The following is a 26,520-nucleotide window of genomic DNA, read 5'->3' as shown; positions in this document are numbered from 1 at the left end:
GGTTCCGAGCCTAAGCGATCTGATGCGCTCGAGGAAACCCCGAAAGGCATCAGCTTTGCGGTCTCCTCCCATTTGCATTGCGAATGATCCGACCGCGCCGATCGAGCGCCGGCGCGGTCCAGCTTGATATCAACCCAAGAAAGCGCGGATTTCGACTGCGATCTCGGCAGCGTGGGTTTCTAGAGCAAAATGGCCGGTATCAAAGAATTTGACCACCGCGTCTGGAATGTCCCGGCGATAGGCCTCAGCACCTGGCGGCAAGAAAAAGGGATCGTGCCTGCCCCAGACCGCAAGCAGACGCGGCTTGTAGGTTCTGAAATAATTCTGGAAGGTCGAATAGAGCGCGACGTTGCTTTTGTAGTCGCCGAAAAGATCGAGCTGCACCTTCTCCGAACCAGGTCGGGCCAGATAGAGACTATCGAGCGAATAGCCGTCGGGAGAGACCTTCGAGAGGTCCGGGACACCGTGCGTGTATTGCCACGCCGTCGCGTCCGGCTGAAGGAATGCCTTCAGGGCATTACGATTTTCATCGGAGGCTTCGCGCCAATAGGCTTGGATCGGATTCCAACCTTCGCTCAGGCCCTCTTCATAGGCATTGCCGTTCTGGGAGATGATCGCCGTGATCCGTTCCGGATGCTTCAACGCCAGTCGGAAGCCGGTCGGCGCACCATAATCGAAGACATAGACGGCAAAACGGTCGAAGCCAACGACTTCCGTGAAACGGTCGATCGTCTCGGCGATGCTGTCGAATGTGTTGCTGCCCTTCGGCGCGTCGGATTGCCCGAAGCCGGGTAGATCTGGGGCGATGATGTGGTAGCGATCCGCCAGAAGCGGGATGAGATCGCGGAACATGTGGCTGGAAGTCGGGAAGCCATGCAGCAGCAGAAGCTTGTCCGCGCCGGCCGAGCCCGCTTCACGGTAGAAAACCTTGACATCTTCGATATTGACGCTGCGATAGGTGATATCAGTCATGTTAAGCTCCTTTCGTAACCTATGAACATCTATTTTTTAGGTTACATCTCAGAATTCAAATGATGCCGCGGACGCGCCTGCATTGGCACCGATATCAGCGACAGACGCCATCATCAGCGCGGACAACTCGGCCCTCTGTAGTAGCATTGGCCTTCTCCCGCCAGTTGGAATAAATAACCTCTTTAATGACACTGATATGGTTACTCTTCACTTGGGTAACTTGTCAAGAGGCTTTGGAAGGGTTATATAGTCGCTATGTTTTCGAGCGGCCTTTCAGCCCCCTGTCGGCCGGAATAAGGAGCAGTCGATGGACAGCCGTTCACCCGCCATCTTCGTTGGCGACACGCTCGGACTGGATTTCCTCAATTCGGTCGCAACGCCGGTGGATGTGCCGATCGACTGGATTGACGACGGAGAGGGTCTGCTGCGCTGGCTGGAACAGGCAGGCCTAGTGCCGCGGAAAACGCTTGCCGCCATGCGCAAGCAGGCGCTGCCGGGCGAACTCGACAAAGTCGCCGACCAGGCAAGAAGCCTGCGTGAGTGGTTCAGAACTTTCGTAAACTCCCACAGGGGAAAGCCGCTGGCATCAGAGGCCTTGAACGATCTGGAACCGCTGAACCGTCTGTTGGAACGCGATGAAGGTTTTAGCCGGATTGTCACAAGAAAGCCGGGCGAAGATCGCAAACTCTGCCTTCAGCCGATGCGGAAATGGCGCTCTCCGGAATCGCTGCTATTACCGATCGGCGAAGCGCTGGGACGTTTTGTCTGCACGGAAGATTTTTCCGATGTGAAGGCCTGCGAAGGCCACGCATGCACCTTGATGTTCGTTGACCATACCCGCGGGCGCCGCAGACGCTGGTGCAGCATGGCGATGTGCGGCAATCGCTCCAAGCAGGCAGCCCATCGACATCGGCTCAAGCAGAGCTGACGCCAGTCCCGCAAAAAGACAGGCGTTTTGCTGGAAGCATGAATTACAGCTTGAAGCTAAGCCCAGCTCGCTCCTGCCCGATATCACTAGAGTCGAGCCGAGAACACCATTGGCTCAAGCCGGATCTTCCCTGTGAAGATCGTGGATGGCGACGGCATCGTCGCTGAAGGGTGGCAGCAGCCAGTCGGTATGGCGCAGCGTGCGCTTGGTATCTTCGAGGCCCATGTCCCAATGCTCGCGCATCGACGTGCCGGAGAACTCATAGTCCTTGGCGTGACCTTCGTAGTTCTTATGCTGATAGATCAGATGCACGATATTGACGACGCCGGCATCGGAATAATCCGCAATCAGCTCTTCCTCTTCCGCAGTCAACTGCTCTTTCGGAACACGCTTTAGGGCGCTCAGGAGCTTCATCTTCAGTCCGTGAATACGCTTGAAATTGTCGGTATTCTGCCGCGTGCGGCTCGAATACATGATGTCCTTGTGGCGCGAGAGCACGTCCGGCATGCTGCGCGGCAGGACGCCGCGGGCACTGAAAAGATCCACTTGGAAGACGAGCGAGCTGCGGTCCTCTTCCTGATCGAGCAGATATTGCAACGGCGTATTCGAAACGATGCCGCCGTCCCAGTAATATTCGCCTTCGATCCGGATGGACGGCAAGGCCGGCGGCAGGGCGCCGCTCGCCATGATATGCTCGGGGCCGATGCGCACTTTGTCGGTGTCGAAATAGACGAAATTACCAGTGCGGACATTCACCGCGCCGACGCTGAAGCGCTTCTTGCCATCGTTCAGCACGTCGAAGTCGATCAGCATCTCCAGCGTCTTCTTGAGCTCTGCCGAGTCATAGAAGCTGGTTGCCCCCTCGGCTCCCGGCAGCTCGAACCAGGGATTGGGAAAGCGCGGCTTGAAGAAGCCGGGCTGGCCCATGGTCATAGTCATCCAGGAACTGGTGCGATTACGGATATCGCGGAAGAAATCGCCTTCCGGCGTATAGGCCCAGATCTTGCGGCCGGAAATGATCTGCCAGAACTGCTCCAGACGCTGCAACCGCCGGCCTGGCTCGTTGCCGGCGATGATCGCGGCATTGACTGCGCCGATGGAGACGCCCGAGAGCCAGGTCGGCTCGCATCCCGCTTCGGCAAGCGCCTGATAGACGCCGGCCTGATAGGCGCCGAGCGCACCGCCACCCTGGAAGACCAGGGCAACGCGATCATATTGCGCGGCTATTTCCGGGATGGTCGGCGCTACCGCCTTGATATTTCGTTCGAGCACGATCCGTCTCCAGTATGGTCTAACAATAAGGCTTCGGCTACCTGCGCTCGGCGAGATAGTCGTGAACGACTTCGCCTAGCCCGAGCGTCAGATCGGCGGTAAAATGAACCGCCGAAACCACTTCCAGCACGGGCAGTCGCGCGACGTCGGCCATGACATGCGGCCGAAGATCGAGGGCAGCCGGCGAAGTCCAGGCTTCCTTGATGGTGATATCGGTCAGATAGTAGCGCACGAGCTCGCAGATACGCGGCGTGGCATCGACATGCGGCACGATCTTGATCAGGAAATTCGGTTCCGAGAGAGCTGCTAGAAGCGGTCCCTGGTCGATCGGCTTGTGTTTGTAACCCATCGTGCCCGTGGCGCAGAGAACGCTGCCGTAATGCAGCGTGCCGACGATGACTTCGCCTTCGTTGACGATCTTCGGATTGGCAAGCTTCTTCGGAAAGCCCCAGATCTCGCGCCCGCCGGTGATCGGCGCATCGTCATCAAGATACATGGAGTGGACATAGCCACCCTTTTGTCCGCGATAGGTCACGGGGATGACCTGTCCGGTCTCGGTGTAATCACCAAAGCCAGTGGAATCGGGCATGCGGATGAATTCGTATTTCACCAGCGGCTCGTCGATTTCGAGCGGCGCCGGGACGACCGCTTCAAGCGCCTCGCGCGTGGTGCGATAGGTGATGATGATATATTCGCGATCGAAGAACCGATAAGGCCCTGGAGGATAGGAAGGATTGGTCAGCGGCATCGCATAGGCATGCTTCAGAATGTCTTCGACCTTCATCGTATTGTCCGTCGTTGGAGGAAATCGCCGGGCGCCAGAGCGAAAACTTGCACGGTTGCATGACAGTGAAGTGTCAGCCAATGATTGGCAGCGCCGCGAGGCAAAACCGCGCTGTTATCAAAGCGACATATCAGGCTGGCAGTGTGCGCTCATCTTGAGCATTTCCCTCTACCCAACCATGTCATAGAGATTGCAGGAGTTGCATCATGGGTTCGTTGACTTCGAAGAATGCACTGGTCACCGGTTCGACGAGCGGTATCGGGCTTGCGATCGCCCGCGCCTTTGCCGCCGAGGGCGCGAACATCACGATCAACGGCCTCGGGGATGCCGATGCGATCGAAAAGGAGCGCGCGGCGATCGAAGCCGATTTCGGCGTGAAGTGCCGCTATTCCGGCGCCAACATGATGAATGGCGAGGAAGTGACATCGATGGTGCGTGAAGCCGAGGAAGCCTTCGGCAGCCTCGATGTCCTCGTCAACAATGCCGGCATCCAGTTCGTCGCCCCGATCGAGGAGTTTCCCGACGACAAGTGGGAGGCGATTATCCGCATCAATCTGCTTGCCGCCTTCTACGCCATCAAGGCCGCCATTCCCGGCATGAAGGCGCGCAAATGGGGTCGAATCATCAATACATCCTCGGCGCATGCGCTGGTCGCCTCGCCTTTCAAGTCCGCCTATGTCTCGGCCAAGCACGGCATTACCGGCCTCACCAAGACCATCGCTCTCGAGGCCGCGCAGAACGGCGTGACGGTCAACTCCATCGCGCCCGGCTATGTCTGGACGCCGCTCGTCGAAAAGCAGATCCCCGAGACCATGAAGGCCCGCAACATGACGGAAGAGCAGGTCAAGCATGACGTGCTGCTGGCCGCCCAGCCGACGAAGGAATTCGTAACCGTCGACGAAGTTGCCGCTATCGCGGTGTTCCTGTGCAGTGACGCCGCAAAGCAGATTACCGGCACGACGCTTTCCGTCGACGGCGGCTGGACCGCCGAATAACACCGCAGCCATAGCCGGCACATGCTTGAGCACCGTGCCGGCTCTCAGCAGCCCAGGGCTGCAGCATCAACATGAAAACAGAGCAGGAGGCGCACAATGACCGACGAAACCCAGGACCCGCTCAGCCGTATCAAGGATGAGATCGTCGACAGCTTCGACGAAGAGCTGGAGATGCAGCTCGAAGAGGACCGGCTGGACGAACTGGTCGCAGAAGGCCTTATCAGCGAAGGTGAGGCGACGCTCGACCGCCGCATCTATTTCCGCGAACTTTTCCGGCTTCAGCACGAGCTCGTGCGCCTGCAGGACTGGGTCCAATACAAAAAGCTGAAGGTCGTCGTGCTGTTCGAAGGGCGCGATTCCGCGGGCAAGGGCGGCGCCATCAAGCGCGTCACGCAGCGCCTCAATCCGCGCGTCTGCCGCGTCGTCGCATTGCCGGCACCGACCGAGCGCGAACGGCATCAATGGTACTTCCAGCGCTATGCAGCGCACCTGCCAACCGCGGGCGAAATGGTGCTGTTCGACCGCAGCTGGTATAACCGCGCCGGCGTCGAGCGCGTCATGGGCTTCTGCTCGCCGGAGGAATTGGAGGAGTTCTTCCGCTCCGTGCCGGATTTCGAGCGCATGCTGGTTCGCTCCGGCATCATCCTCATCAAATACTGGTTCTCGATCACCGATGAAGAGCAGGAATTCCGCTTCAACATGCGCATCCAGGATCCGCTGAAGCAGTGGAAACTGTCGCCGATGGACCTACAGAGCCGCGTGCATTGGGAGGAATATACCAAGGCCAAGGAAGAGATGCTGGAGCGCACCCATATTCCGGAAGCGCCGTGGTGGGTCGTCCACGCCGTCGACAAGAAGAAGGCGCGCCTCAACTGCATCGCCCATCTTCTGAGCCAGATCCCCTACGAAAGCGTGCCGAAGCCGGAAATCGTGCTGCCGGAACGCATGCGTAATGCAGATTATCACCGTACGCCGGTGCCGCCGGAAATGTATGTGCCGGAAATCTACTGATCAGGACCGATGAGGGGCCCGCTTCTGGCGGGCCTCTCTGAAGGATTACTTGAAAAACGAAATCCCTGTCACTCCGCCACCAGCAGGCGAGGCCGGCTCAAGGTCAGGCTGAACGATAGGCCCATTCGGACATGGCGCCCAAACCCAGCCGCCGCAAGAGCTCATAGGCGACTCTCCGGTTGATGGGATTGTGCAGCCTGAGAACTTTCGAGCCAAGAAAATCCATCTCCACATGTTCAAACGGCAGGAGATGTCGTGCTCTGCCAAGTGCGGCTCGATAGAGCCCATGAAAATCCCGGCGGCAGACATAGGTCTTGTACTTCGTCACACAAAAGGCGACAAAGCTATCGCTGTTTCTGCGCGGAAAATCCGAGACACCGATCGTCACCTCCGGCCAGGCCGGATTGAACGTATCGTCAAAGGCGATGATGCCATGATCGGCCAGTACGCTCTTCGCCAACCGGCTATCGGCAACGATGTGGCGAAGCAAATGCCCTCCATCGATACTGAAAAAACGAACCTGCCCAACCTTGTCGATGATGGCCTGCGGATCGAGCCCGGTGCTATCACCCGTTATGACGAGATCCTCATCAACGGGAATGCCCAGTGATCTTCCATTGTCGAGGAAGCGTTGATATTGCGCACCATCCGCTTCTATGTCGAAAAGATCGATCGCAAGCACATTGTCATCGGGTGCGCTGATCTTGCGCAGCAAAAAATAGGACCGCCCGTAGTAAACCCCGATTTCGGCGAGGCCGCCATAAAGTTTCTCCTGCCTTTGCTTTTCGATCAAAGACAGGAAGACAAGCGCATCCGGCGGATCGATGTAACCATCGATTTTCTGAAGATCGCTAAACACAAATTTTCGAACGCCCGATTTCAAATGTAAACCTCACTGGTTTTCTTCATGCATTTCGCCTCCGAGCTTGCTCATCGATTGGAACCGGTCGATCAAGAAACGCCCCGTTTCTGCCACGACTGCGGCAGCGAAGCCGGAAGCTCTCGAAAATTGGGACGGCACGGCCTCAAGGCGAGCACCGCTCACGAATATTGCGGCCTTTCTGTCGTATTCCGGATAGCCATGCGCGAGTTGGATAGTCCGGCCCATATTAGGATCAATGCCGAAACCACATCGCAGATGATGACGAATAGCGAGCCGGCATCCTAAGTGATGTATAATGTGAGTCTAAAATTCATATCATCGGCCGAGGAGACCGTCATGACTGCGCCGCATCCGTCCAAAACGCATATCGGCAACCATGCGCTGCATCCCGAAACTCAGATGCTGAATTACGGCTATGACCCGGAATTGTCCGAGGGCGCGGTCAAACCGCCTGTTTTCCTGACCTCCACCTTCGTCTTCAAATCGGCCGAGGACGGACGCGATTTCTTCAATTATATCTCCGGCCGCACCGAACCGCCGGCGGGCACTGGCGTCGGGCTCGTCTACTCACGCTTCAACCACCCGAACAGCGAAATCGTCGAGGATCGCCTCGCCGTCTATGAAAAGGCAGAAAGCGGCGCGCTGTTTTCCTCCGGCATGTCGGCCATCGCAACAACCCTTCTCACCTTCGCGCGACCGGGCGATGCGATCCTGCATTCGCAGCCGCTTTATGGCGGTACGGAAACGCTAGTCGCCAAGACATTCCTCAATCTCGGAGTAGCCGCCGTCGGCTTCGCCGATGGCGTCAACGAAGGCTCGGTGACGGCAGCTGCCGAGGAAGCGATGACCAAAGGCCGTGTCTCGGTCATTCTGGTGGAAACACCGGCCAACCCCACGAACAGTCTCGTCGATATCGCCATGATCCGCCGCATTGCCGATGCGATCGGCAAGAGGCAAGGACACACGCCGATCATCGCCTGCGACAATACGCTGCTCGGCCCGGTCTTTCAGCGGCCGATCGAGCACGGGGCCGATATCTCCCTCTATTCGCTGACCAAATATGTTGGCGGCCATTCCGATCTGATCGCCGGCGCCGCCCTCGGCTCAAAAGCCGTCATCAAACAGGTGAAAGCACTGCGCGGAGCGATCGGCACTCAGCTCGATCCGCATTCCTGCTGGATGCTCGGCAGGTCGCTGGAAACGCTGCAGATCCGCATGGAACGGGCAAACAGCAACGCACGGGCGGTCGCCGATTTCCTGCGGGATCATCCGAAGGTCGAGCAAATCCACTATCTCCCCTACACGGATCCATCCTCGGCAACGGGCCGTACCTTCGCCGCCCAGTGCAGCGGTGCGGGCTCCACCTTCTCCTTCGACATCAAGGGTGGCCAGCCGGCATCGTTCAAATTCCTGAACGCCCTGCAGATCTTCAAGCTGGCCGTCAGCCTCGGCGGCACGGAATCGCTAGCCTCCCATCCGGCAACGACGACGCATTCCGGTGTGCCTGTGGATGTACGCCATCGCATCGGCGTGCTGGAATCGACGATCCGCCTGTCGATCGGAATAGAACACCCCGATGACCTGATTGCCGATCTTGCTGCTTCCCTCGACGCCGCCTGATAAAGCCTATGCGGCCGAAAGACTGGGAGTGAGATAGATCAGGGCCGCACGGCCAGAAGGTTGGCATCGCGTGCGAGGCGCCACTCCCCATCAGCCTCTTTGCGCAGAAGCGTGAGCGTATAACCCGATCGATGAACGGCGTCGCCACCCGGCGGTGTCACCGTCATGTCGATGTGATTGCGGATATAGGCCCAGTCGCCGAGCACCTGCAGTTCGACGATCTCGCTCGCACCCTCCATCTTCATGCCCTCCATGCCTTTGGAAACCGCAGCAAATGCCGCCTTGCCGAAGGGTTCCTGGCCGGGAACCATGAAGATGACATCGTCCGTCATCAGTCCTAAGACGGTTGCCGTATCGCCCGCCTTGCTCGCGGCAATCCAGGTTTCCACGACTTTCCGGATTGCCTTTTCATCGTCGGTCATTCCGAATTCTCCTCGATAGGCGCCGCGCTACCGGGCGGCTGCGATCTGCCCCCTGTCAGCGGCAGCCTGTCGGTTGAACAGGTTCACCATTGCGACCTATCCCGTGTGATCAATCGCCTGCCCAGATCTTGGCTTCCAGATCGACATCATAACGGCAAGTGACCGTAAACTGAACAAACAAGCCGTCCGCATCGTGGGCGTTTCTCACGTCCATCCGGCTTTTCATTCGAACGAGCTCGAGCGAGAGATCACGGTCTCCTCCAGGAGCACCTGTAGCCAGTCGGCGAAAACATGAACGCGGCGGGAGAGATGCCTGCGATGCGGATAGAGCAACGTCATCTGCAGCGGTTCCGCCCGATGATCTGGCATGACCTCGACAAGTTCGCCCGCCTCCAGATGCTGGCGTAGGTCATAGGCCGGATTCTGGATCAGCCCCAGGCCAGCGACACAGCAGGCGATATAGGCCTCGGCGCTATTGACGGTCACGCGGCCTCGCATCGGCAGGCTGCGCAATACCCCGTCTTCCAACCATTCCCAGGGCTCGGTTCGCCCGGTCGAGGGCGAGGCATAATTCACGGCCCAATGGCGGCCGAGATCTTCGGGCGTTTGCGGCGTACCATGCCTCGACAGATAGGCAGGACTTGCGACATTGATGAGCGGCAATTTTCCGATCGGCCGGGCAATCAGCCCTGAATCAACAAGCGGGCCGACGCGCAACACGCAATCGACGCTGTCCTCCACCAGATTGACGGCACGGTCGGTAACGCCGAGATCCACTTCGATATCGGGAAACTGATCGAGAAACGATGGCAGCGCCGGCGCTATGATCAGGCGACCGATGCGGCCCGGCACATCCGTCCGCAATTTACCGGATGGTTTGGCGTCACTCTGTCGAAACAGGCTTTCCGTCTCCTCGACATCGGCAATTACCCTCAGGCAGCGGTCGTAGAAGGCCGTGCCATCCTGGGTGGGCGACACCTTGCGCGTACTGCGGTGAAGCAGACGCGCGCCGACGCGGCCCTCCAGCTCCATGACGGCAGCGGAGACCGAGGAGCGCGGCAAGCCCAACGTATCCGCTGCGCGGGTGAAGCTGCTGCATTCCACGACACGCGTGAAAATCCTGAAGAGGTCGATGCGATCCAAAGCTATACCGCTATTGTCCGTTAATTCTGACAGATGATGTCAAATTAGACCGCTTTATCGGCAAATTCCAGACGATAGATTTGCTTCAGGAAGGGCGGCACGGTGCCGTCCCACTTCCCAAGGAGGGCTCTTTCATGACCGATCATTCGATCAAAGGGAAAACCGTCATCATTGCCGGCGGCGCCAAGAATCTAGGCGGCCTGATCGCCCGCGACTTCGCAGCGCACGGCGCAAAAGCGATCGCCATCCACTACAACAGCGCTGCTACCAAGGCCGATGCGGATGCGACAGTTGCGGCTATCAGGGCAGCCGGTGCCGAAGCTGCCGCATTCCAGGCCAATCTCACGACAGCAGGCGCGGTGGAGAAACTCTTTGCCGAGGCCATTGCCGCCTTCGGCCGCCCTGATATTGCGATCAACACGGTCGGCAAGGTGCTGAAGAAGCCGATCGTCGATATCTCCGAGGCAGAATACGACGAGATGAGTGCCGTCAATTCGAAATCGGCCTTCTTCTTCCTCAAGGAGGCCGGCAAATCGCTCAACGACAACGGCAAGATCTGCACGCTAGTCACGTCGCTGCTCGGCGCCTTCACGCCGTTCTATTCAAGCTATGCCGGGACCAAGGCGCCAGTCGAGCATTTTACCCGCGCTGCGGCTAAGGAATTCGGCGATCGCGGCATCTCCGTCACGGCCATCGGCCCTGGTCCGATGGACACGCCTTTCTTCTACCCAGCGGAAAGCGCCGATGCCCAGGCCTATCACAAGGGCGCCGCCGCTCTCTCGAAGTTTTCGAAGACCGGCCTTACCGATATCGAGGATATCGTGCCCTATATCCGGTTCCTGGTCTCCGACGGTTGGTGGATGACCGGACAGACCATTCTCGTCAACGGCGGCTATACGACAAAGTAAATGGGTCGTATCTGCTTCCGGCCTGTCCAAAAAGCAGCCTATTCCGATCCGTCCTTCAGCTTAGCGGCACGCAGGGCGTCGCTAAGCTCCATTCTGGCCGTTCCGATGAGCTGCTCCATGGCAAAACGTGCAGCATCGGGCCGGCGCATGCGGATCGCATCCAGGACATCCTGATGGCGCGCGATCGCGTAATCATGCGACTGGCTGGCCCGGTTGGTCAGGCGAAAACTCGCGAGCAAAGCGGCGCGGATCGCAGTGGCGAACTGCCGGAAAACCCAGTTGCCGCTAGCATTGATGATCGCGGTATGAAACTCCAGATCTGCTTGGCTCCATGCCTCGTTGTCGCGGGCATTGGCAGCGACCATATCCTCGAAGGCCTCGGCAATCTGTGCGAGCTGCTTGGCCGTGGCATTAGCAGCCGCCTGTGCGGCGGCGGCGGGTTCCAGCACTTGCCGCGCATCGAGCAGGGAATCGTAGAAGCTGCGGTCATTGCTGAGTGCCAGGGTCGCATCGAGAACCAGCGGGTCCAGATAGTTCCAGTTCTCTCGTGGCAGAACAGTGGTACCGGCGCGGGTGCGCGAACGGACCATCCCCAGCGCCGACAAATATTGCATGGCTTCGCGCAGGCTGGTGCGGCTAACGCCGTAAACTTCCGAGAGTTCAGCCTCATTGGGAAGAACCGAGCCCTCGGCGAGAGAGCCCGAGACGATCTGGCCGATGAGCTTCTTCAACAGCTCCTCGCGCACGGTACGCCTTCCCTGCTCAGGCGCGGCCCCGGCCGGCGTCGTCCGTAAAGACCCCAAACGCGTACTCATCCCTAGCACTCCCTTCCGCTGACCCATCAGCGATCATGAGCGGCACCACGCCCCGGCATCAATGCGCAACTGCAAGCTCGATAAACTTCTCCCCAAACTTCTCCAAGGAAATCCGACCGTTACAAACGACTGCCACGCCCTACCGCGGACGAGCGCAGATTGTCCAACAGAACGGCAAGCAGCAGAATGCAGCCGCGCACGAGATATTGATAGAAGGCCTGGATATTGAGCAGGTTCATGACGTTCTCGGCAATGCCCATGATGAGGACGCCGACGATCACGCCGGTCATCGCTGCACGCCCGCCCGCGAGAGACACGCCGCCAAGCACGCAGGCCGAGATGACGGAAAGCTCGAGCCCGGTTGCCGCGTTCGGCTGGCCCGAGGTGATGCGCGAGGCAAGCAGAATGCCGGCAATGGCGCAGACGAGACCCTGCAAGGCAAAGATCCAGATCCGCATGTTGACGACATTGACGCCGGCCAGACGCGACGCCTCGGGATTGCCGCCGATCGCAAGCGTGTTCTTGCCGAAAACAGTGCGGTTGAGCGTAAAGCCGAAGATGATGAAGAGCAGCACCATGATCCAGATCGGCGTCGGCACCGTCAGAAAGCGCGACAGCGCGAGCTGATAGAAGGCCGGATCGTTGATGCCGACGGCACGGCCATCAGACGCGATCAAGGCGAGGCCGCGCACGATCTGCATCGTCGCGAGCGTGGTGATCAGCGCATTGATGCGGAACTTGGCGATGACGACGCCATTGACGACGCCGACGACGCTGCCGCAAATCAGCGCGGCGAGCAGGCCGAGCGGAATGGAGCCGGTGGAGTTCGACACCATGACGGCGATCATGCCCGAGAAGGCGACCGTCGAACCAACCGAAAGATCGAAGTCGCGCGAGGCCAGGCAGAACATCATCGTGCAGGCGACGATGCCGATCGTCACCACCGACTGCAGCAGACCGAGCATGTTGCGCTCCGTCAGGAAGCTCGGCACAAAGAGCGAGACGATCACGAAGGCGATCGCGAAGATCACCACGAGGCCCTGTTCGCCGAGGAGAATTTTTTTCAACGAATTCATCACTACCATTCCTGAATTAGATCGTGCCGGCGGCATTCTTATCGGGCAAAGCTGCGGTCAGAATGGCCCGTTCGTCGAAATCGGCGCGAGCGACATTGGCGGCGACGCGCCCCTGGCACATGACGATGATGCGATCGGAAATGCCCATGACCTCGGGAAGCTCGCTGGAGATGACGACGATCGCCATGCCGCCAGCCGCCAGCTCGTAGAGAATTTCATAGATTTCCGATTTGGCGCCGACATCGATGCCGCGCGTCGGCTCGTCGATGACGAGGACCTTGACACCCTGTTCCGAAAGCCAGCGGCCAAGGATGACCTTCTGCTGGTTGCCGCCCGAGAGATTGACGATATCCTGCTTGCGGGAGGGCGTACGGACCCTGAGCTTGGCGATGAACTGATCGGCGACCGAGGCTTCCTGCTTCGGATTGAGGATGCCGAAGGGCGAGAAATGCCGCCGCGAAGAAATCGCAATGTTTTCCTCGATCGATCGCCCCTGAATGATGCCGTCGAACTTTCGATCTTCAGGGCAGAGAACCATGCCGGCACTGATGGCCGCCTTCGGATTGTTCGGCGCGACGGCAACGCCGTCTATAGAGACGCTGCCCTGATGACGATGATCGGCACCATAGAGAAGCCGGGCCATTTCGCTTCGGCCGGCACCGATGAGGCCGAAAAAGCCAAGGATTTCGCCCTTGCGAACCGAGAAGCTGACGGGATTGCGCAACTTAGAACCGGAGAGACCCTTGACTTCCAGACGCACTTCGCCGAGCGGGCGTTCGCGCCAGCCCCAAATATTGCTGATCTCGCGGCCGACCATTTGCGAGATGATCTGTTCGCGCGTCGTATCGGCAATGTCAGGATGATGGGCCGCAAGCTTGCCGTCGCGCAGCACGGTGAGGCTGTCGCAGAGCCGGAAGATCTCATCCAGGCGATGCGAGACATAAAGAATGACGGTGCCGTTGGCTCTCAACCGGTCTATCAGGGAAAACAGGATTTCGCTTTCACGTGACGAGAGCGAGGAGGTCGGCTCGTCGAGCGCGATCACCCGCGCATCGACCATGACGGCCTTGGCGATCTCCACCATCTGGCGCGCGCCGATCGACAGCGAGGATACCTTTGCCGCAGGATCAACATCGATGCCGATTTCCTTGAGCTTCGTGCGAACGGTCTCGATCAGCGTCTTGCCGTCGATCACGCCGGCCTTGCCGGGAAAACGGCCGAGCCAGAGGTTTTCGGCAACCGTCAGTTCCGGCACCAGCTGCAGTTCCTGATGGATGACGATGACGCCGGCATGAAAGGCATCGCGGACGGAGCTATAGTGTTGCTCCACGCCATCGATGACGATGCTGCCGCTATCGGCGGCCTGATCGCCGGAGAGAACCCGGATCAGTGTCGACTTGCCGGCGCCGTTTTCGCCCATCAGCCCGTGCACGGCACCCCTTTCGACATCGAAAGAGACGTTCGACAGCGCCTGGACACCGGGATAGCCCTTGGAAATGCCCTTGAATTCAAGGAAAGCCATACTTGCCCCATCGAGAGAAGGTCCGGCGGCATTTGTGAGGCCGCCGAACGGACATCATCCTGCCTGGATGATCATTCGATGCCGAGATCCTTGCGAACCTTCTCATAGTCGCCGCGCAGTGCGAGGGAACCGGAAGTGAGCGTGAGCTTCGGCGGCTCCTTGCTGTTGGCGATCCAGTCATACATGTTGAGCGCCGTCTCATAACCATGGCGCTTCGGTGAGATGATGACCGTGCCGAAGAAGCCGGTCGCGGCGGGCTTCTTGAATTCGTTGATCGCCGAATCCGCGCCGCCGATACCAACGCCGATCATGTTCGTTGCGGGAATGCCGACCGATTCCGAGGCGCGGACAGCGCCAAGCACAGCTTCGTCGTTAAGGCCGAAGGCAACCCAGTATTTGATATCGGCATGCTTGTTGAGAACGGTGGTCGCAGCGTTGAGCGCTGCTTCCGTATCGGTCTTGGCCTGCGGCGCGTCGTAGATATTCGCAGCCGGAAAGCCTGCGGCCTTCAGAACCGAGATCGCGCCTTCGACGCGGTCGACGGCGGTCGGCAGCTGATCGTAGGACACGCGGATCGCGCCGACATTCTTCATGTCCCAGCCGCGCTTCTTGATTTCGTCGACGATCGCTTGGCCCACGGTCTCGCCGATCTTCGTTGCGGAAATGCCCATATGCGGCACATCTTCGAGCGGCTTGCCCTCGGCATTCACCAGGCGGTCGTCGACCGTCATCAGCTTCAGCTGATTGGCGGCAGCCTTGGCAACGATTCCAGGGCCGAGCTTCACGTCCGGGGTGCAGATAATGAAGCCCTGCGCTCCTTGCGCGCCGAGATTGTCGATCGCCGACTGAACCTTCTCGCCGTCCTCAGCGCCGATCTTGACGAGCGTGAAGCCCTTCTCCTTGGCCGCCTGGTCGGCGAATTTCCATTCGTCCTGGAACCATGGTTCTTCGGGCTGCTTCACGATGAAGCCGATCTTGACGTCCTCCGCGAAAGCAGAGCCGGCCGCCAGAACGGCAAAGGTGCCGGCAAGGATAGCCGCTTTGAAAAAGCGCATGATCTCTCTCCCTTTGTTTGCGCGTCCCCATCCATCTCCCGGGAACCGCTCGATTTCCGTAAGTTATATTGTAATATGAGTCAATTATTTGTATAACAATTAAACTGCATTTGCAGCCCAACGGACCCGAGACCTTGAATATGAAAAAACATCATACCAGTCAATATTTATGTATGATTATTTATGCCGTTGCGGCATTAGCTGATCGCCAAAGGCTCGCTTAAAATGCCGAACAGGGATAGATTGCGGGATATATCGGCAAGAACCTCAGAGATGATCCGAAAATAAATCATATATATCCGTTGACATGGGCCGAGGCAGATATAGGGTGTCGTGCGTTCGGCACCGGCCTTGGTTGTAGGGAGAAGGCAACCGCTTAATGACCATCATCGATTTGCGGGACGGTTCGCTTTCTGCTCGCGTTTCAACCTTCGGCGGCACATTGCTCGATTATGCCTGGACGGTGGAGGGGCGCAGGATTGCGCTATTGAGATCCGCACCGGACGATGCGCATGCGTCCGCCTCCGCCTGCTATCCCCTCGTTCCCTTCGGCAACCGCGTGCGAAACAATCGTTTCGCGTTCGCGGGGCGCAACTATCGGCTGAGGCCGAACACGGCTTCGGATCCTCACTACCTTCATGGCGACGGTTGGCAAGCCGAATGGTCCGTCCTCTCCCGCATCGGCAACGAATTGCAGATCGGCTTTCATCATCGGGAGGGCGATACGCCCTACAGTTACGCAGCGAGGCAGATCATCGCGCTGACATCCGAAGGGCTGATGCTTCACATGAGCGTTGAGAACACCGGCAAGGAGGCGCTGCCCTTCGGGCTTGGCTGGCATCCATACTTCCCGATGACCCCTGAGACGACACTTTTTGCGCCAGCGCAGCGATTTTGGACGGAAACGGAAGGCTGGCTTCCGGGAGAACGTACCGAGATTCCGGACGATCTCGACTTTTCCGCGCCTTCACCCCTGCCTCGCCGCTGGGTCAACAACGGCTTCGAGGGATGGAGCGGCGAAGCGGAGATCGTCTGGCCGGAGAGACATGCAGGCCTGCGGCTGACCGCCGACGCTTCAGTCAGACACGCATTCATCTTCATTCCAGATACGAACTTCAATCCCGCCTTTCGCCATGATTATTTCTGCTTCGAGCCGATGTCCCACATCGCCAACGGTCACAATCTCCCCGACCTCGGAGATTTGAAAATCCTGCAGCCGGGAGAGACATTTGCAGGATCGATCCGCCTGCGGCCACAGGAATATTCGCGGTAGCCTGCGCGGTCGGCTGACCGCGAGATTTCCGCCCCAGCACAAAGAGGAACACTGAATGTCAAATCGCCTTTCAGGAAAACGGATCTTCATTACCGGAGCCGCGCAGGGAATCGGGCTGGCCATAGCCGAGGCATGCATGGCTGAAGATGCAAGCATCTTCCTGATCGATCGCGACGAAGCTCTGCTGGAACAAGCTGCGGATAGGCTGAAGGAAGACGGTGCCAATCTTGGCTATCAGGCGGCCGACATCACCGATGCCGAAGCCGTGCGCGCAGCCGTGGCCAGAGCATCCGGCGAAATCGGCGGCATCAATGCGCTCGTCAACAATGCCGGGGTCAACGTCTTTGCCGAGCCGTTGAAGACGACGGACGAGGACTGGGAGCGCTGCTTTGACATCAATCTCAAGGGCGCCTGGAATTGCTGCCGGTCCGTGCTGCCCGAGATGATCGCCCGTGGCGGCGGCGTCATACTCAACATCGCTTCAACTCACGCCTTCACGATCATCCCGCATACCTTCCCCTACCCGCTTGCCAAGCATGCTCTTCTCGGCATGACCAAATCTCTGGGGATCGAATATGCCTCAAAGAACGTGCGCGTGAACGCACTCGCGCCCGGCTATGTCGCAACGCAGAAGGCCATCGATTACTGGAACAGTTTCCCCGACCCGGAAAAGGCGAAGGCCGAAACGATGAAGCTGCATCCGGGCGGCCGTATCGCCACCCCTCACGAGATCGCCATGGCAGCGGTCTTCATGGTCTCGGACGAGTGTCCCTTCATGAATGCCGCCTGCCTGACCGTGGACGGGGGCCTGAGCGTGCTGCAGCATCAATAGTATCGCAAACGAAGACGCTATCGCGATCTGAGCTGGGCAATCGAGAGCATCAGATCGGCGCTCATGCCAATCCCCGATCCGCGCGTCAGGATGGCGGATGCGGCAGAGGTCGTATTCCCGCCATTTGCCGCATCATAGACGGCCGAGAAACGCTTGAGCAGATTGTTCACCTTGCCGGCATCGTGCAAATCCTTGATCGGGAATAGCTTTTCAAGCATCGCCGCCTGGCGGGTCACATCCATGTTCGACATGGATGCGGGTAGCGAATAAGTCGTCTTGATCACATTGTAGAGCGCCGGATCCGACATGATATCGTAGACGGAATTGACCTGCGGTGCCTTGCGCTGGAAATAGAGAGCGAGACGAACACCTTCGTTGGAGCTTCCCTGCTGCGTCTCCAAGGTCTGATGAAGGTAAAGATCGTTGGTGGCGAGACGCGCGCCCTTGTTCTGTCCCGGCTCGATCTTGGCTGTGGTCAGATTTCCCTTGGCGTCGAAATTGAAGGCGTTCACCATCGCCTTGAACTGCTGGCCTGCCTGCGTGTTCAGAAAGCCCTTGGCATCCTCGGGGTCCGCGGTGAAGGCCTTCTTCAAGCTATTCTTGTCGACCGTCTTGGGATCGATATTGTTCGCAACGAGAATAAACTCCGTCAGCTTCTTGTCTGCGAGGAGTTCGTCGACCGTCTTGATCTTGGAGATCGACTTGCTGAATTCGGTCGCTGCGTCCTTCGCATCCTTGACCGCCTTATCTCGCATCTCGCCGGTAAATCCGAAGGTCTTCGACTTCGAGTAGGCTGAGATCAGGCTGTTGATCGAAGTCTGGGACAAGGGCGCGACCGGCGCCCGCAGATTGCCCTCACTGTCGAAATTGAAAGCCTTGGCAAGCCCGACGAATCTGTCGTCTTTCAGCGAATTGACATAGCTCTTGCTGTCATACGGATCGCTCTCCAGTATCTTGCGCAGCTGGTCCCTGGAGACCTCGTTCTTGCCGATCCCAAAGGCACGAAGCGCCATGTCCTCCACGGTTGGAAGATTCTTGTTCTTGGTATCGTTGGCGGCAAAGAAGTCCGCAATCGTCTTTATCTCGCCGACCGCGCTCTTGTAGTGTTTCTCCGCATCGCCGAACAGGTTCTGTTTCGCATCTTTCGCCTGGTTCAAATATTTGGTCGAGATGTCGTCGATGGCTTGCGGCGTCTGCGCCGGCTGACCGGCGGGCAGCGTACCATCGGATGCAAACTGAAAGTGCGAAACCATATCCGCCATTCCAGTCACGGCGGCATAATCGGAGTTCGTAAAAGCGAGGTTGAATTGGACCGGAGTGAGCTTGGGATTCAGGTTGAATGCGGTCTTTATGTAGGAAAACAGCCTGTTATCGCCGGTTATGTCGCTGAGCGACTGAACTTTCGTGATCGTCTGACGATAGTAATCGTCGTTGCTGGCGGCCGCAGCCGGGCTCAACAGGCTCGGGACCATGCTGTCATACCGCGAGATCATGGCCTCCTTCTGCTCCGCCGTCTGCGCGGTCGCGCCGGAAAGCGTTCCGTCGGCATTGAAGCTGAACTGCGATGCGATCAGCTTGTATGTCGGCTGCAGCGATGCCGTCGAGAAATTGCTTGCGGTGTTGACGAAGCTGTTCGGGTCGTTGACATCGCTGGTCAGAACCGACTTGAGGAACGCCTTCGAGATATTGTCCGGGTTTAAACCGTGCGCCCGCAGGATATAGTCCGTCATTCTGCTGCTGTTGACGATGTCGTCGACGTTCGACACCTTATCGATCCAGCTATCGTAGAACTTGCTTTCCTTCTTGGCCAAAGCCGTTTCATTGGCGAAAGATTGCTCATAGAGCCCGATCGTATCGCTCTTCTGTGAATCGCTCTGAGCCGATTGATTTTTTGACGTGCCGCCGAAATTGAAAGCGGCAGCGAATTGCCGGTAACGGCTGTCCGTCAGTTTGTTTGCAAAGCTGCTCGTGTCGCTAAGGTCGCTGGTCAGGACCTTTTTCATGAAGGCCTTGGCGTAGGTCATGTCCTCGAGGCCATAGGCCTTCATCGCATAGCTATACAGCTTGTAGTCGCTCAGAAACTCATCGACATTCTTAATCTTGCCGATATGCGCATCGTAATATTGCTGGTCGCTTTTGACCGTCGCCTGTTTGGCGATGCGCGCAAGCGTCGATGCCATGTCCTTTGTCGCGGACACGTAGCCGAGATACGTCGAAATCATAGATCGCCCCCACAGCGCAGTTCATCGATATTCGCCCCGCCTGAACTATCGCAATCAGACCTTGTGCGAGACTAGATCGGCAATCTGTGCTTTACCATTCGGTGTGATCAATCTCAGCTCCGCCATGGCGTTCCTGAAGCAAGACTACGACAAGGGGAAACTTCCGGCTCGGCTTCGGCAACCAGTTCTGAGGCAATCCTGAGAACGTTCGCCGCCAAAGCACAAGATGTCTTCGGCGCCCCAATGCAAGGTGCAAAGAGTTCTAAATTCTCCGACAGGAATTGCCCGGAACGAATTTCGGCGTCAGCACGAAATCCTGCGGCGGCTCGACCGCACCTTGCGGATTGGTGATGCGGTGCATCAGGCGTCTTGCAATGATGCCGCCGAGCGCCAGCGTATCCTGGACCACCATGGTAATGCGCGGCGTGATGACCGAACTCCACTGCACATTGTCGATCATGGCGAGCGAGATGTCTTCGGGACAGCGGAAGCCCAGCTCCTGCATGGCTTGCAGCGCCGAGAGCGCAACTGCGTTATTGGTGCCGAGGATCGCAGTGGGGCGTTCGGGCTGGATCAGCAAACGCATGGCCGCCTCGTAGCCGGCTGTGCGCGTGAACTGGCCGTCGACGACGAAATTCGGATTGATGTCTACGCCGGCATTGGCCATCGTATCGGCAAAGCCGCGATATCTCTCCGTCGCGGTATGCATATGGCTCGGGCCGGTGATGACGGCGATGCGCCTGTGGCCGAGCTGCAGGAGATGTTCCGTCAGCATCGCCCCGGCCAGATAGTTGTCGGAGCCGACGAAATCGCGCTCGATGCCGGCAACCTTCTGGTCGAAACAGACGATCGGCAGGTTCAGGCCGGCAATGAAGTCGATATAATCCCGATCATGGCCTGACGGCGCAAGCGCAAGGCCTGCGGTCTTCAGGCCGATCAGGTGCTCGACCATCGCCCTCTCGCGATCCGTTTTGCCTGAGGAATCGGTGACGACGACGAAGTGCTGATGGTCAAGCGCATAATTTTCCAGCTCGCGCCGGATATCCCCGAAAAACGGGTTGCCGACATTGCCGACGATGAAGCCAATCATGCGGCTGCGCCCACGCGCCAGGCTCTGGGCAAGCGGATCGGCAACGAAGCCGACCGCAGCGATCGCCTGATGAATTTTCTCCAGTGTTTTCTGGCTGACGCGCGCCGGATTGCTCAAGGCCAGCGACACCGTCGAGACGGATACGTCAGCGAGTTTGGCGACGTCACGAATGGTGGCCATGAATTTTTCGAACCGTTTCTATCGCCTCGAGCCTTCCGATCAAAGGCTCCCTTCCGTGAATCTCTGCCATAAATCTACCATTTGCCGGCCGTGAAGCAATATGCGGAAAGAGATTTCAACAGTGCGCTTGACATACCGGGCATGAGGATCAATTATCAAATCGAACCGGTTCGATGAAGCCTTAACACTTGGGAGGATAGTGTGAGCGACGCAGCGATCAGTGGCGGCCAGGATGTGGCCGACGGCAAGGCATGGTTTGGACACGACCGCTTCGGCATGTTCATCCACTTCGGACTTTACGCCCTCGGCGCACGTCACGAATGGCTGAAGAACCGGGAGGAGTTCACCACCGAGGCCTATCAGAAATATTTCGACAATTTCGACCCCGACCTCTACGACGCCCGCGAATGGGCACGCCGCGCTCGCGAAGCCGGCATGAAATATGTTGTTCTGACCGCCAAGCACCATGAAGGCTTCTGCCTGTGGGACAGCAAGGTCACCGACTACAAGGTCACCAACACACCCTATGGCAAGGACCTGATCGGCCCCTATGTCGAAGCACTTCGTGCCGAAGGGCTCAAGGTCGGCTTCTATTATTCGCTGCTCGACTGGCACCACCCCGATTTCCCGATCGACGGACATCACCCCCAGCGAAACCATCCCGACGCCGCCAAGCTCAACGAGGGCCGCGACGTCAAGCGTTATGCGAAATACATGCGCGATCAGGTGACCGAGCTTCTGACGAACTTCGGCAAGATCGACGTGATCTGGTTCGATTTCAGCTATCCCCAGCGCGTCTACAAGGGCCTGCCCGGCAAGGGACGTGCCGATTGGGAGAGCGACGACCTGATGAAACTGGTGCGCCAGCTACAGCCCGATATCATCGTCGGCGACCGCCTCGACTTGCCGCGCGATGCGGATCACATGCCCGAACTCGTCACGCCGGAGCAATATACGCCGCGCGTCGCACCGACCGTTGCCGGCCTGCCGGTACGATGGGAAGCTTGCCACACCTTCAGCGGCTCCTGGGGCTATTATCGCGACGAGACCAGCTGGAAGGATGCTGGCCAGCTCATCAACATCCTGGTCGACACGGTCTCGCTCGGCGGCAATCTGCTGATGAATGTCGGCCCGACCGGCCGTGGCACCTTCGACGCCCGCGCCATCAAGGCGCTCGACACCTATGGCGAATGGCTGCGCCTGAACGGCCGCGCGATCTATGGCGCAGGACCTTCGACCTATAAGGCGCCCAACGGATGCCGCTTCACGCAGAAAGGTAATCGGCTCTACCTGCATATACAGACCTGGCCCTTCCGCCACATCCATATCGAAGAGCTGGGGCGCAAGGTCAAATATGCACAGTTCCTGCACGATGCCAGCGAGCTTCATTGGCTCGACCCGGATGCGGAAGTCGACTCCAATGTGGGCGTCGCCGTCGGAGAGGGCATTCTGACCTTGGAATTGCCGGTGCTCAAGCCTGACGTCGTGACGCCAGTCATCGAACTGATCCTCAAGGATTGAGGGGGATAGCGAAACCCAGCCGTCCTGTGCCGCCGTGAGCCGCGAAACCGAACTCATAGCCGCGATGACCCCCTTGATCGCCGATCTGGCAGAAGACGGCAATGGTGCCGTTGCACTCGCCGGATCGCGCGGCAAGGGGAGGTCGGATGCGCAATCAGATTTCGACTTCAGGGTCTATGCCGACGCCTATCGCGGACCGGAGGTCCGGCAAACCGCGGCTTGGCGGCGTTTCGATGCCGCGCTGCGAGACTGGCAGGCCGAAGGCATCCGCATGGATGGCGTCTGGATGCGGCGGTATGCCGGCGTCCAGCGCGACCTGGATTCCTGGCTTGCCGGAGTGGTCGTGCCCAAGAGCTTCGAATGGACGATCTGGGGCTATCATCTGCCGACCGATCTTGCCAACCAGCAGATCATCGCCGATCCCAGGGGTTTGCTGGCCGGCTGGAGGCAGCAGCTGGCGCAATATCCGGAAGCGCTCAGGGCTTCCGTGCTCAGCCAATATATGGATGTCCTGCGCTATTGGGCCCGAGATTATCACTATGAGAGCAAGGTCGTTCGCCGCGACCTCGTCTTTCTCGTCGGTCTCACAGGCAAGCTTGCCAATGCCATTCTACAGACCGTCTTTGCCTTCAACCGGGTCTATTTTCCGGGCGACGGCTGGAATCTGCCCATGGCAGCCGAACTCGAACGGCTGCCGCCCGACTTTCTCCAGCGGATGACGGCCATTCTGGAGCCGGAGCAAGGTCCGGACACGTGGCAGCGTCAGCGAAGCGAACTGATCGGCCTGATCGCCGACCTGGAGGCGATGATCGCGGCGTGAACGAGCCGCAAGACCAAGCCGGAGGGGAGCGTCCGGATAGTGATGAACGTCACTGCAACGAAAGTCATTGAGGAGGAGGAACAATCATGAAGCATTCATTGATCTTTGCCGCCGCCCTTGCGGCGGGTTCACTACCCGGCATCTGCGCGCAAGCGCAGGATACCGCCGTGACCCTTACCTGGCAGATGTGGGGCGCGCCGAACGATGCGGAGCTCTGGCAGCAGCTGGCCGATCTCGTCAACAAGCAATATCCCGATATCAAGGTCAAGCTGCAGCTTTCGGGCTGGACGGACTACTGGACACGCCTGCCGGTTCTGGCAGCATCGGGTCAGGTCGCCGATATCGTCTCGATGCAATCGATGCGCCTGCCGAATTTCTCTTCGATCCTGACACCGCTCGATGATTACGTGAAAGGCAGCGACGTGAAGGTGGCTGATTTCGAGACATCGATCATGTCCGGTCTTTCGCAGGACGGCAAACTCTATGCGCTGCCCTACGATGTCGGCCCGTGGATGGTCTTCTACAATCGCGACAAGTTCGCAGCCGCCGGCTTGAAGGAGCCGGCCAAAGACTGGACGTTCGACGACTTCAAGGCCGACGCCAAGGCACTAACCAAGGATGGAGTCTACGGCTATGGCACCCAGGCTTTTGATTTCATCGCCGGCCCCGTCGCGCTCGGTGCTGATTATTTCAACGCCGACAATGAATTCGACCTTACCAATGCCGGCTTTGTCGATGCGTTCAGCAAATACGCCGATCTCACCGCCAAGGACAAACTCTCGCCGGTCTTTGCCTCCGCGGCCGATGCTTCGGCCGCAAGCGGCCGCTTCGCTTCGGGCAATGTCGCCATGTATATCGACGGTCCCTGGTCATTGATTACCGGGCAGGCCAATGTCGATTTCAAGATCGGCATCGCACCGCTGCCGCGCGGCAGCGGCTCTTCGCGCTTCATTACGGCCGGCTCGGGCTGGGGTATCTCCGCCACCAGTCAGCACAAGGATGCCGCATTCAAGGCGCTGCAGGTGCTGACAGGCCCCAAGGCCGCTGAAATCCTTGGCGCGGCCGGACGCGCACTGCCGGCCCGGCTTGCACAGCAGACCGCCTGGTATGATGGCGCTGCCAAGAATGTCAGCGGCACACGCGATACGCTTCAATATATATTTGCCCACACCACGCCGTTCCGCATCAACGAGAAATGGAACCAGTTCGAGAATCTGGTGATGCAATATGTGCCGCTCGCGCTGACGGGAGACTCGAAACCCGAAGGCGTATTGAGCGACATTCAGAGCCAGCTGCCATAGACCGGACGTCTCGTCGGCCTGCGGCCGGGCTCATCGGCTCGACCGCAGCGCCATCGCCGGAAAGGAGAGGCCCATGATGCTGGGCAAGCATACCGACATGATCGCAAGACCAAGGCCACGCTCGCGCAAATGGTTCAGAGGCGAGGGATGGACGGCACTGTTCTTCCTGCTGCCGGGCCTGATCGGCATCGTCCTGTTTCTCGTCCTGCCGATCCTTGCCTCGATCGCGCTCAGCTTCACCAATTGGCAGCTGCTCGGTACGCCGCGTTTCGTCGGCATTTCCAACTATGTGCGCCTGTTTACGACCGACCCGCAATTCTGGACGGTCTTGCGCAACACCCTCTTCTTCACCGTCGAATATCTTGTACTGAACATCATCATCTCGCTCGGGCTGGCGACGTGGATTTCGAGCCTGAAGATCGGGCAGCGTTGGTTCCGGGTGATCTTCTTTCTCCCGACCTTCACCCCACTGATTGCGGTCGCCATGGTCTGGATGTTGATCTTCACCAGCGGCGGGCTTTTCGACAGTCTGATGGCCTCACTATCGCTGCCATTGTCGGGCGTGCTGAACGATCGCACACTTGCCATGCAGGCGGTCGTCCTCACCTCGATCTGGGCCGGCGTTGGCTACAATACCGTTCTCTTCAACGCCGCGCTCGACATGGTGCCGGCAAGTTACCTCGAAGCAGCCCGCATCGATGGCGCGACGGCCTGGGACCGCTTCTGGAAAATCCGGCTGCCGCTGATTTCGCCGACGCTGTTCTTCGGCACCGTCATGACGGCGATCACCTCGCTGCAGGTCTTCGACCAGATTTTCGTCATGACCAAGGGCGGGCCGGGATCGTCGACCGCGACGCTCGGCTATGCCATCTACCAACGCGGCTTTCAGAACTTCCAAATGGGCTACGCCTCTGCCATCGCCTGGGTGATGTTCGCGCTGATCATGGCGCTGACGGCCCTGCAATTCTGGTTCCAGCGCAAATGGGTGCATTATGACGCTTAAATCCGAAGCCAGAACACGCCGGAAGCTGGTGCTCGATGTCGTCAATCACCTGGCAATCACGCTTGTCGCCATCGCCTTTCTCTTTCCCTTCTTCTGGATGGTATCGAATGCAGTGCGCTCAAATGCCGAGGTGACGGCGATACCCCCACGTATCCTGCCCGATATCTTCGAATGGGGTAATTTTGCAGCTGCCTGGACTCAGCTGCCCTTTGGCCGCTTCTTCCTCAACAGCGCCATCATCGCGATCTGCGTGACAGCGATCACTGTCGTCGTCTCCTGCCTTTCCGGCTATGCCTTCGCGCGGCTGAAATTCAGGGCGCGCGAAACGCTGCTGCTCGGTTATATCGGCACGCTGATGGTGCCGCCGCTGATGCTCATCATTCCGCTGTTTCTGATCGTCAACAAGCTCGGTCTGGTCAACACCTTCCCCGGCGTGATCCTGCCGATCTCCTTCGGCACCTTCGGCGCATTCCTGATGCGGCAGTTCTTCCTCTCCATTCCCATGGAACTCGAGGAAGCCGCCAGGATCGACGGCGCGTCCCGCCTACGCATCCTCGTCAGCATTATCGTGCCGCTATCCATGCCAGCGATCGGGCTTCTGTCACTCTTCACCTTCATTGGACAATGGAACAACTTCCTCTGGCCGCTGATCGTCATGACGGGTGCCGACAATGCTACCCTGCCGGTCGGCCTCACCCTGTTCCAGACGCAGCAAGGTACGCAGTGGAACTATCTGATGGCGGGTGCGACGCTTTCCATGCTTCCGGGCATCTTCCTCGCGATCATCCTGCAGAAGCTCATCTACAACAGCATCGCCCTCAATGCGGGCATGGGCGGTCGCTGAAGCGCCCGCCGAATTTTGGGAGAGATAT

Annotated in this window: 24 protein-coding genes; 12 read left to right on the top strand and 12 right to left on the bottom strand. The window is 58.7% G+C overall.

The window, feature by feature from the left end:
- Window positions 1–129: 129 nt before the first annotated feature.
- Window positions 130–972 carry an alpha/beta fold hydrolase gene (locus AC13QY_RS01685; protein WP_113350691.1) on the bottom strand — a complete coding sequence of 281 codons (843 nt, stop codon included), beginning with the start codon at window positions 970–972 and terminating at the stop codon, window positions 130–132.
- Between the two features lie 307 nt (window positions 973–1,279).
- Between AC13QY_RS01685 and AC13QY_RS01680 the strand changes: the two genes are divergently transcribed.
- On the top strand, window positions 1,280–1,900 hold the full coding sequence (locus AC13QY_RS01680; protein WP_113350692.1) for a CGNR zinc finger domain-containing protein: 621 nt from the start codon (window positions 1,280–1,282) through the stop codon (window positions 1,898–1,900).
- Between the two features lie 114 nt (window positions 1,901–2,014).
- On the opposite strand, the gene AC13QY_RS01675 is transcribed toward AC13QY_RS01680, so the two are convergent.
- Window positions 2,015–3,172: a patatin-like phospholipase family protein gene (locus AC13QY_RS01675; RefSeq protein WP_113329533.1), complete on the bottom strand. Its 1,158-nt coding sequence runs from the start codon at window positions 3,170–3,172 to the stop codon at window positions 2,015–2,017.
- Between the two features lie 37 nt (window positions 3,173–3,209).
- Window positions 3,210–3,956, bottom strand: a complete 747-nt coding sequence (locus AC13QY_RS01670) for an acetoacetate decarboxylase (RefSeq protein ID WP_113329532.1) — start codon at window positions 3,954–3,956, stop codon at window positions 3,210–3,212.
- A 206-nt stretch (window positions 3,957–4,162) separates the two neighbouring features.
- On the opposite strand from AC13QY_RS01670, the gene AC13QY_RS01665 reads away from it, so the two are divergent.
- Together AC13QY_RS01665 and ppk2 are read left to right on the top strand one after the other, a co-directional pair.
- The gene (locus tag AC13QY_RS01665) at window positions 4,163–4,951 is read left to right on the top strand and encodes a 3-hydroxybutyrate dehydrogenase (protein WP_113329531.1); all 789 of its coding nucleotides are present in this window, start codon (window positions 4,163–4,165) and stop codon (window positions 4,949–4,951) included.
- 96 nt (window positions 4,952–5,047) lie between these two features.
- Complete coding sequence (ppk2, locus tag AC13QY_RS01660) at window positions 5,048–5,962, top strand: polyphosphate kinase 2 (RefSeq protein ID WP_113350693.1); 915 nt, start codon at window positions 5,048–5,050, stop codon at window positions 5,960–5,962.
- Window positions 5,963–6,065: 103 nt separating this feature from the next.
- Here ppk2 and AC13QY_RS01655 read toward each other — a convergent pair whose 3' ends face one another.
- Window positions 6,066–6,845, bottom strand: a complete 780-nt coding sequence (locus AC13QY_RS01655; protein ID WP_113350694.1) for a class I SAM-dependent methyltransferase — start codon at window positions 6,843–6,845, stop codon at window positions 6,066–6,068.
- Between the two features lie 336 nt (window positions 6,846–7,181).
- Here AC13QY_RS01655 and AC13QY_RS01650 point away from each other — a divergent pair, with 336 nt between their 5' ends.
- Window positions 7,182–8,465 carry a cystathionine gamma-synthase family protein gene (locus AC13QY_RS01650; RefSeq protein ID WP_113350695.1) on the top strand — a complete coding sequence of 428 codons (1,284 nt, stop codon included), beginning with the start codon at window positions 7,182–7,184 and terminating at the stop codon, window positions 8,463–8,465.
- A 38-nt stretch (window positions 8,466–8,503) separates the two neighbouring features.
- Here the strand turns inward: AC13QY_RS01650 and AC13QY_RS01645 are convergent, their stop codons facing one another.
- Both AC13QY_RS01645 and AC13QY_RS01640 read right to left on the bottom strand, forming a co-directional pair.
- Window positions 8,504–8,887 carry a YybH family protein gene (locus AC13QY_RS01645; RefSeq protein WP_113350696.1) on the bottom strand — a complete coding sequence of 128 codons (384 nt, stop codon included), beginning with the start codon at window positions 8,885–8,887 and terminating at the stop codon, window positions 8,504–8,506.
- A gap of 222 nt (window positions 8,888–9,109) precedes the next feature.
- On the bottom strand, window positions 9,110–10,030 hold the full coding sequence (locus AC13QY_RS01640; protein WP_488492698.1) for a LysR family transcriptional regulator: 921 nt from the start codon (window positions 10,028–10,030) through the stop codon (window positions 9,110–9,112).
- 134 nt (window positions 10,031–10,164) lie between these two features.
- Between AC13QY_RS01640 and AC13QY_RS01635 the strand changes: the two genes are divergently transcribed.
- Complete coding sequence (locus AC13QY_RS01635; RefSeq protein WP_488492697.1) at window positions 10,165–10,938, top strand: SDR family oxidoreductase; 774 nt, start codon at window positions 10,165–10,167, stop codon at window positions 10,936–10,938.
- 38 nt (window positions 10,939–10,976) lie between these two features.
- Here AC13QY_RS01635 and AC13QY_RS01630 read toward each other — a convergent pair whose 3' ends face one another.
- The 4 genes from AC13QY_RS01630 to AC13QY_RS01615 form a co-directional block, all read right to left on the bottom strand.
- Window positions 10,977–11,753, bottom strand: a complete 777-nt coding sequence (locus tag AC13QY_RS01630) for a FadR/GntR family transcriptional regulator (protein WP_113329523.1) — start codon at window positions 11,751–11,753, stop codon at window positions 10,977–10,979.
- 119 nt (window positions 11,754–11,872) lie between these two features.
- Window positions 11,873–12,829, bottom strand: coding sequence for an L-arabinose ABC transporter permease AraH (araH, locus tag AC13QY_RS01625; RefSeq protein WP_162748756.1), 957 nt, complete (start codon window positions 12,827–12,829; stop codon window positions 11,873–11,875).
- A 16-nt stretch (window positions 12,830–12,845) separates the two neighbouring features.
- Window positions 12,846–14,351: an L-arabinose ABC transporter ATP-binding protein AraG gene (gene araG, locus AC13QY_RS01620; protein ID WP_113329522.1), complete on the bottom strand. Its 1,506-nt coding sequence runs from the start codon at window positions 14,349–14,351 to the stop codon at window positions 12,846–12,848.
- Between the two features lie 71 nt (window positions 14,352–14,422).
- Window positions 14,423–15,406 carry an arabinose ABC transporter substrate-binding protein gene (locus tag AC13QY_RS01615; protein WP_069610212.1) on the bottom strand — a complete coding sequence of 328 codons (984 nt, stop codon included), beginning with the start codon at window positions 15,404–15,406 and terminating at the stop codon, window positions 14,423–14,425.
- A 379-nt stretch (window positions 15,407–15,785) separates the two neighbouring features.
- On the opposite strand from AC13QY_RS01615, the gene AC13QY_RS01610 reads away from it, so the two are divergent.
- Window positions 15,786–16,679: an aldose 1-epimerase gene (locus AC13QY_RS01610; RefSeq protein WP_488492696.1), complete on the top strand. Its 894-nt coding sequence runs from the start codon at window positions 15,786–15,788 to the stop codon at window positions 16,677–16,679.
- Window positions 16,680–16,734: 55 nt separating this feature from the next.
- Window positions 16,735–17,511, top strand: coding sequence for an SDR family oxidoreductase (locus AC13QY_RS01605; RefSeq protein WP_488492695.1), 777 nt, complete (start codon window positions 16,735–16,737; stop codon window positions 17,509–17,511).
- Between the two features lie 17 nt (window positions 17,512–17,528).
- On the opposite strand, the gene AC13QY_RS01600 is transcribed toward AC13QY_RS01605, so the two are convergent.
- Together AC13QY_RS01600 and AC13QY_RS01595 are read right to left on the bottom strand one after the other, a co-directional pair.
- Window positions 17,529–19,733 (bottom strand): DUF1217 domain-containing protein, encoded by a 2,205-nt coding sequence (locus AC13QY_RS01600; RefSeq protein ID WP_488492694.1) that lies wholly within the window; start codon window positions 19,731–19,733, stop codon window positions 17,529–17,531.
- 262 nt (window positions 19,734–19,995) lie between these two features.
- A complete protein-coding gene (locus AC13QY_RS01595) occupies window positions 19,996–21,003 on the bottom strand; it encodes a LacI family DNA-binding transcriptional regulator (RefSeq protein ID WP_113350703.1) in 1,008 nt (335 codons plus the stop codon).
- 201 nt (window positions 21,004–21,204) lie between these two features.
- Between AC13QY_RS01595 and AC13QY_RS01590 the strand changes: the two genes are divergently transcribed.
- The 5 genes from AC13QY_RS01590 to AC13QY_RS01570 all read left to right on the top strand — a co-directional run bounded on the left by AC13QY_RS01590 (window position 21,205) and on the right by AC13QY_RS01570 (window position 26,492).
- Window positions 21,205–22,524, top strand: a complete 1,320-nt coding sequence (locus tag AC13QY_RS01590; protein WP_113350704.1) for an alpha-L-fucosidase — start codon at window positions 21,205–21,207, stop codon at window positions 22,522–22,524.
- A 34-nt stretch (window positions 22,525–22,558) separates the two neighbouring features.
- Window positions 22,559–23,344, top strand: a complete 786-nt coding sequence (locus AC13QY_RS01585; protein WP_113329515.1) for a DUF4037 domain-containing protein — start codon at window positions 22,559–22,561, stop codon at window positions 23,342–23,344.
- Window positions 23,345–23,430: 86 nt separating this feature from the next.
- Window positions 23,431–24,645 carry an ABC transporter substrate-binding protein gene (locus AC13QY_RS01580; RefSeq protein ID WP_113329514.1) on the top strand — a complete coding sequence of 405 codons (1,215 nt, stop codon included), beginning with the start codon at window positions 23,431–23,433 and terminating at the stop codon, window positions 24,643–24,645.
- A 97-nt stretch (window positions 24,646–24,742) separates the two neighbouring features.
- Window positions 24,743–25,648, top strand: a complete 906-nt coding sequence (locus AC13QY_RS01575; RefSeq protein ID WP_371864856.1) for a carbohydrate ABC transporter permease — start codon at window positions 24,743–24,745, stop codon at window positions 25,646–25,648.
- Window positions 25,638–26,492 (top strand): carbohydrate ABC transporter permease, encoded by an 855-nt coding sequence (locus AC13QY_RS01570; RefSeq protein WP_113350705.1) that lies wholly within the window; start codon window positions 25,638–25,640, stop codon window positions 26,490–26,492. The genes AC13QY_RS01575 and AC13QY_RS01570 overlap by 11 nt, the downstream gene beginning before the upstream one ends.
- Window positions 26,493–26,520 lie beyond the last annotated feature (28 nt).

It is taken from the genome of Martinezella sp. CNPSo 3795, assembly GCF_057784475.1.
The sequence above is the reverse complement of the archived record's forward strand: the minus strand, read 5'-3'. Positions and strand labels throughout refer to the sequence as shown.

What these genes read in the sequence shown, in the direction of transcription:
- AC13QY_RS01610 (WP_488492696.1), top strand. Translation starts at nt 15,786, where the DNA reads ATGACCATCATCGATTTGCGGGACGGTTCGCTTTCTGCTCGCGTTTCA.
- araG (WP_113329522.1), bottom strand. Translation starts at nt 14,351, where the DNA reads ATGGCTTTCCTTGAATTCAAGGGCATTTCCAAGGGCTATCCCGGTGTC.
- AC13QY_RS01575 (WP_371864856.1), top strand. Translation starts at nt 24,743, where the DNA reads ATGATCGCAAGACCAAGGCCACGCTCGCGCAAATGGTTCAGAGGCGAG.
- AC13QY_RS01600 (WP_488492694.1), bottom strand. Translation starts at nt 19,733, where the DNA reads ATGATTTCGACGTATCTCGGCTACGTGTCCGCGACAAAGGACATGGCA.
- AC13QY_RS01665 (WP_113329531.1), top strand. Translation starts at nt 4,163, where the DNA reads ATGGGTTCGTTGACTTCGAAGAATGCACTGGTCACCGGTTCGACGAGC.
- araH (WP_162748756.1), bottom strand. Translation starts at nt 12,829, where the DNA reads ATGAATTCGTTGAAAAAAATTCTCCTCGGCGAACAGGGCCTCGTGGTG.
- AC13QY_RS01630 (WP_113329523.1), bottom strand. Translation starts at nt 11,753, where the DNA reads ATGAGTACGCGTTTGGGGTCTTTACGGACGACGCCGGCCGGGGCCGCG.
- ppk2 (WP_113350693.1), top strand. Translation starts at nt 5,048, where the DNA reads ATGACCGACGAAACCCAGGACCCGCTCAGCCGTATCAAGGATGAGATC.
- AC13QY_RS01580 (WP_113329514.1), top strand. Translation starts at nt 23,431, where the DNA reads ATGAAGCATTCATTGATCTTTGCCGCCGCCCTTGCGGCGGGTTCACTA.
- AC13QY_RS01645 (WP_113350696.1), bottom strand. Translation starts at nt 8,887, where the DNA reads ATGACCGACGATGAAAAGGCAATCCGGAAAGTCGTGGAAACCTGGATT.
- AC13QY_RS01570 (WP_113350705.1), top strand. Translation starts at nt 25,638, where the DNA reads ATGACGCTTAAATCCGAAGCCAGAACACGCCGGAAGCTGGTGCTCGAT.
- AC13QY_RS01650 (WP_113350695.1), top strand. Translation starts at nt 7,182, where the DNA reads ATGACTGCGCCGCATCCGTCCAAAACGCATATCGGCAACCATGCGCTG.
- AC13QY_RS01670 (WP_113329532.1), bottom strand. Translation starts at nt 3,956, where the DNA reads ATGAAGGTCGAAGACATTCTGAAGCATGCCTATGCGATGCCGCTGACC.
- AC13QY_RS01605 (WP_488492695.1), top strand. Translation starts at nt 16,735, where the DNA reads ATGTCAAATCGCCTTTCAGGAAAACGGATCTTCATTACCGGAGCCGCG.
- AC13QY_RS01595 (WP_113350703.1), bottom strand. Translation starts at nt 21,003, where the DNA reads ATGGCCACCATTCGTGACGTCGCCAAACTCGCTGACGTATCCGTCTCG.
- AC13QY_RS01680 (WP_113350692.1), top strand. Translation starts at nt 1,280, where the DNA reads ATGGACAGCCGTTCACCCGCCATCTTCGTTGGCGACACGCTCGGACTG.
- AC13QY_RS01615 (WP_069610212.1), bottom strand. Translation starts at nt 15,406, where the DNA reads ATGCGCTTTTTCAAAGCGGCTATCCTTGCCGGCACCTTTGCCGTTCTG.
- AC13QY_RS01635 (WP_488492697.1), top strand. Translation starts at nt 10,165, where the DNA reads ATGACCGATCATTCGATCAAAGGGAAAACCGTCATCATTGCCGGCGGC.
- AC13QY_RS01685 (WP_113350691.1), bottom strand. Translation starts at nt 972, where the DNA reads ATGACTGATATCACCTATCGCAGCGTCAATATCGAAGATGTCAAGGTT.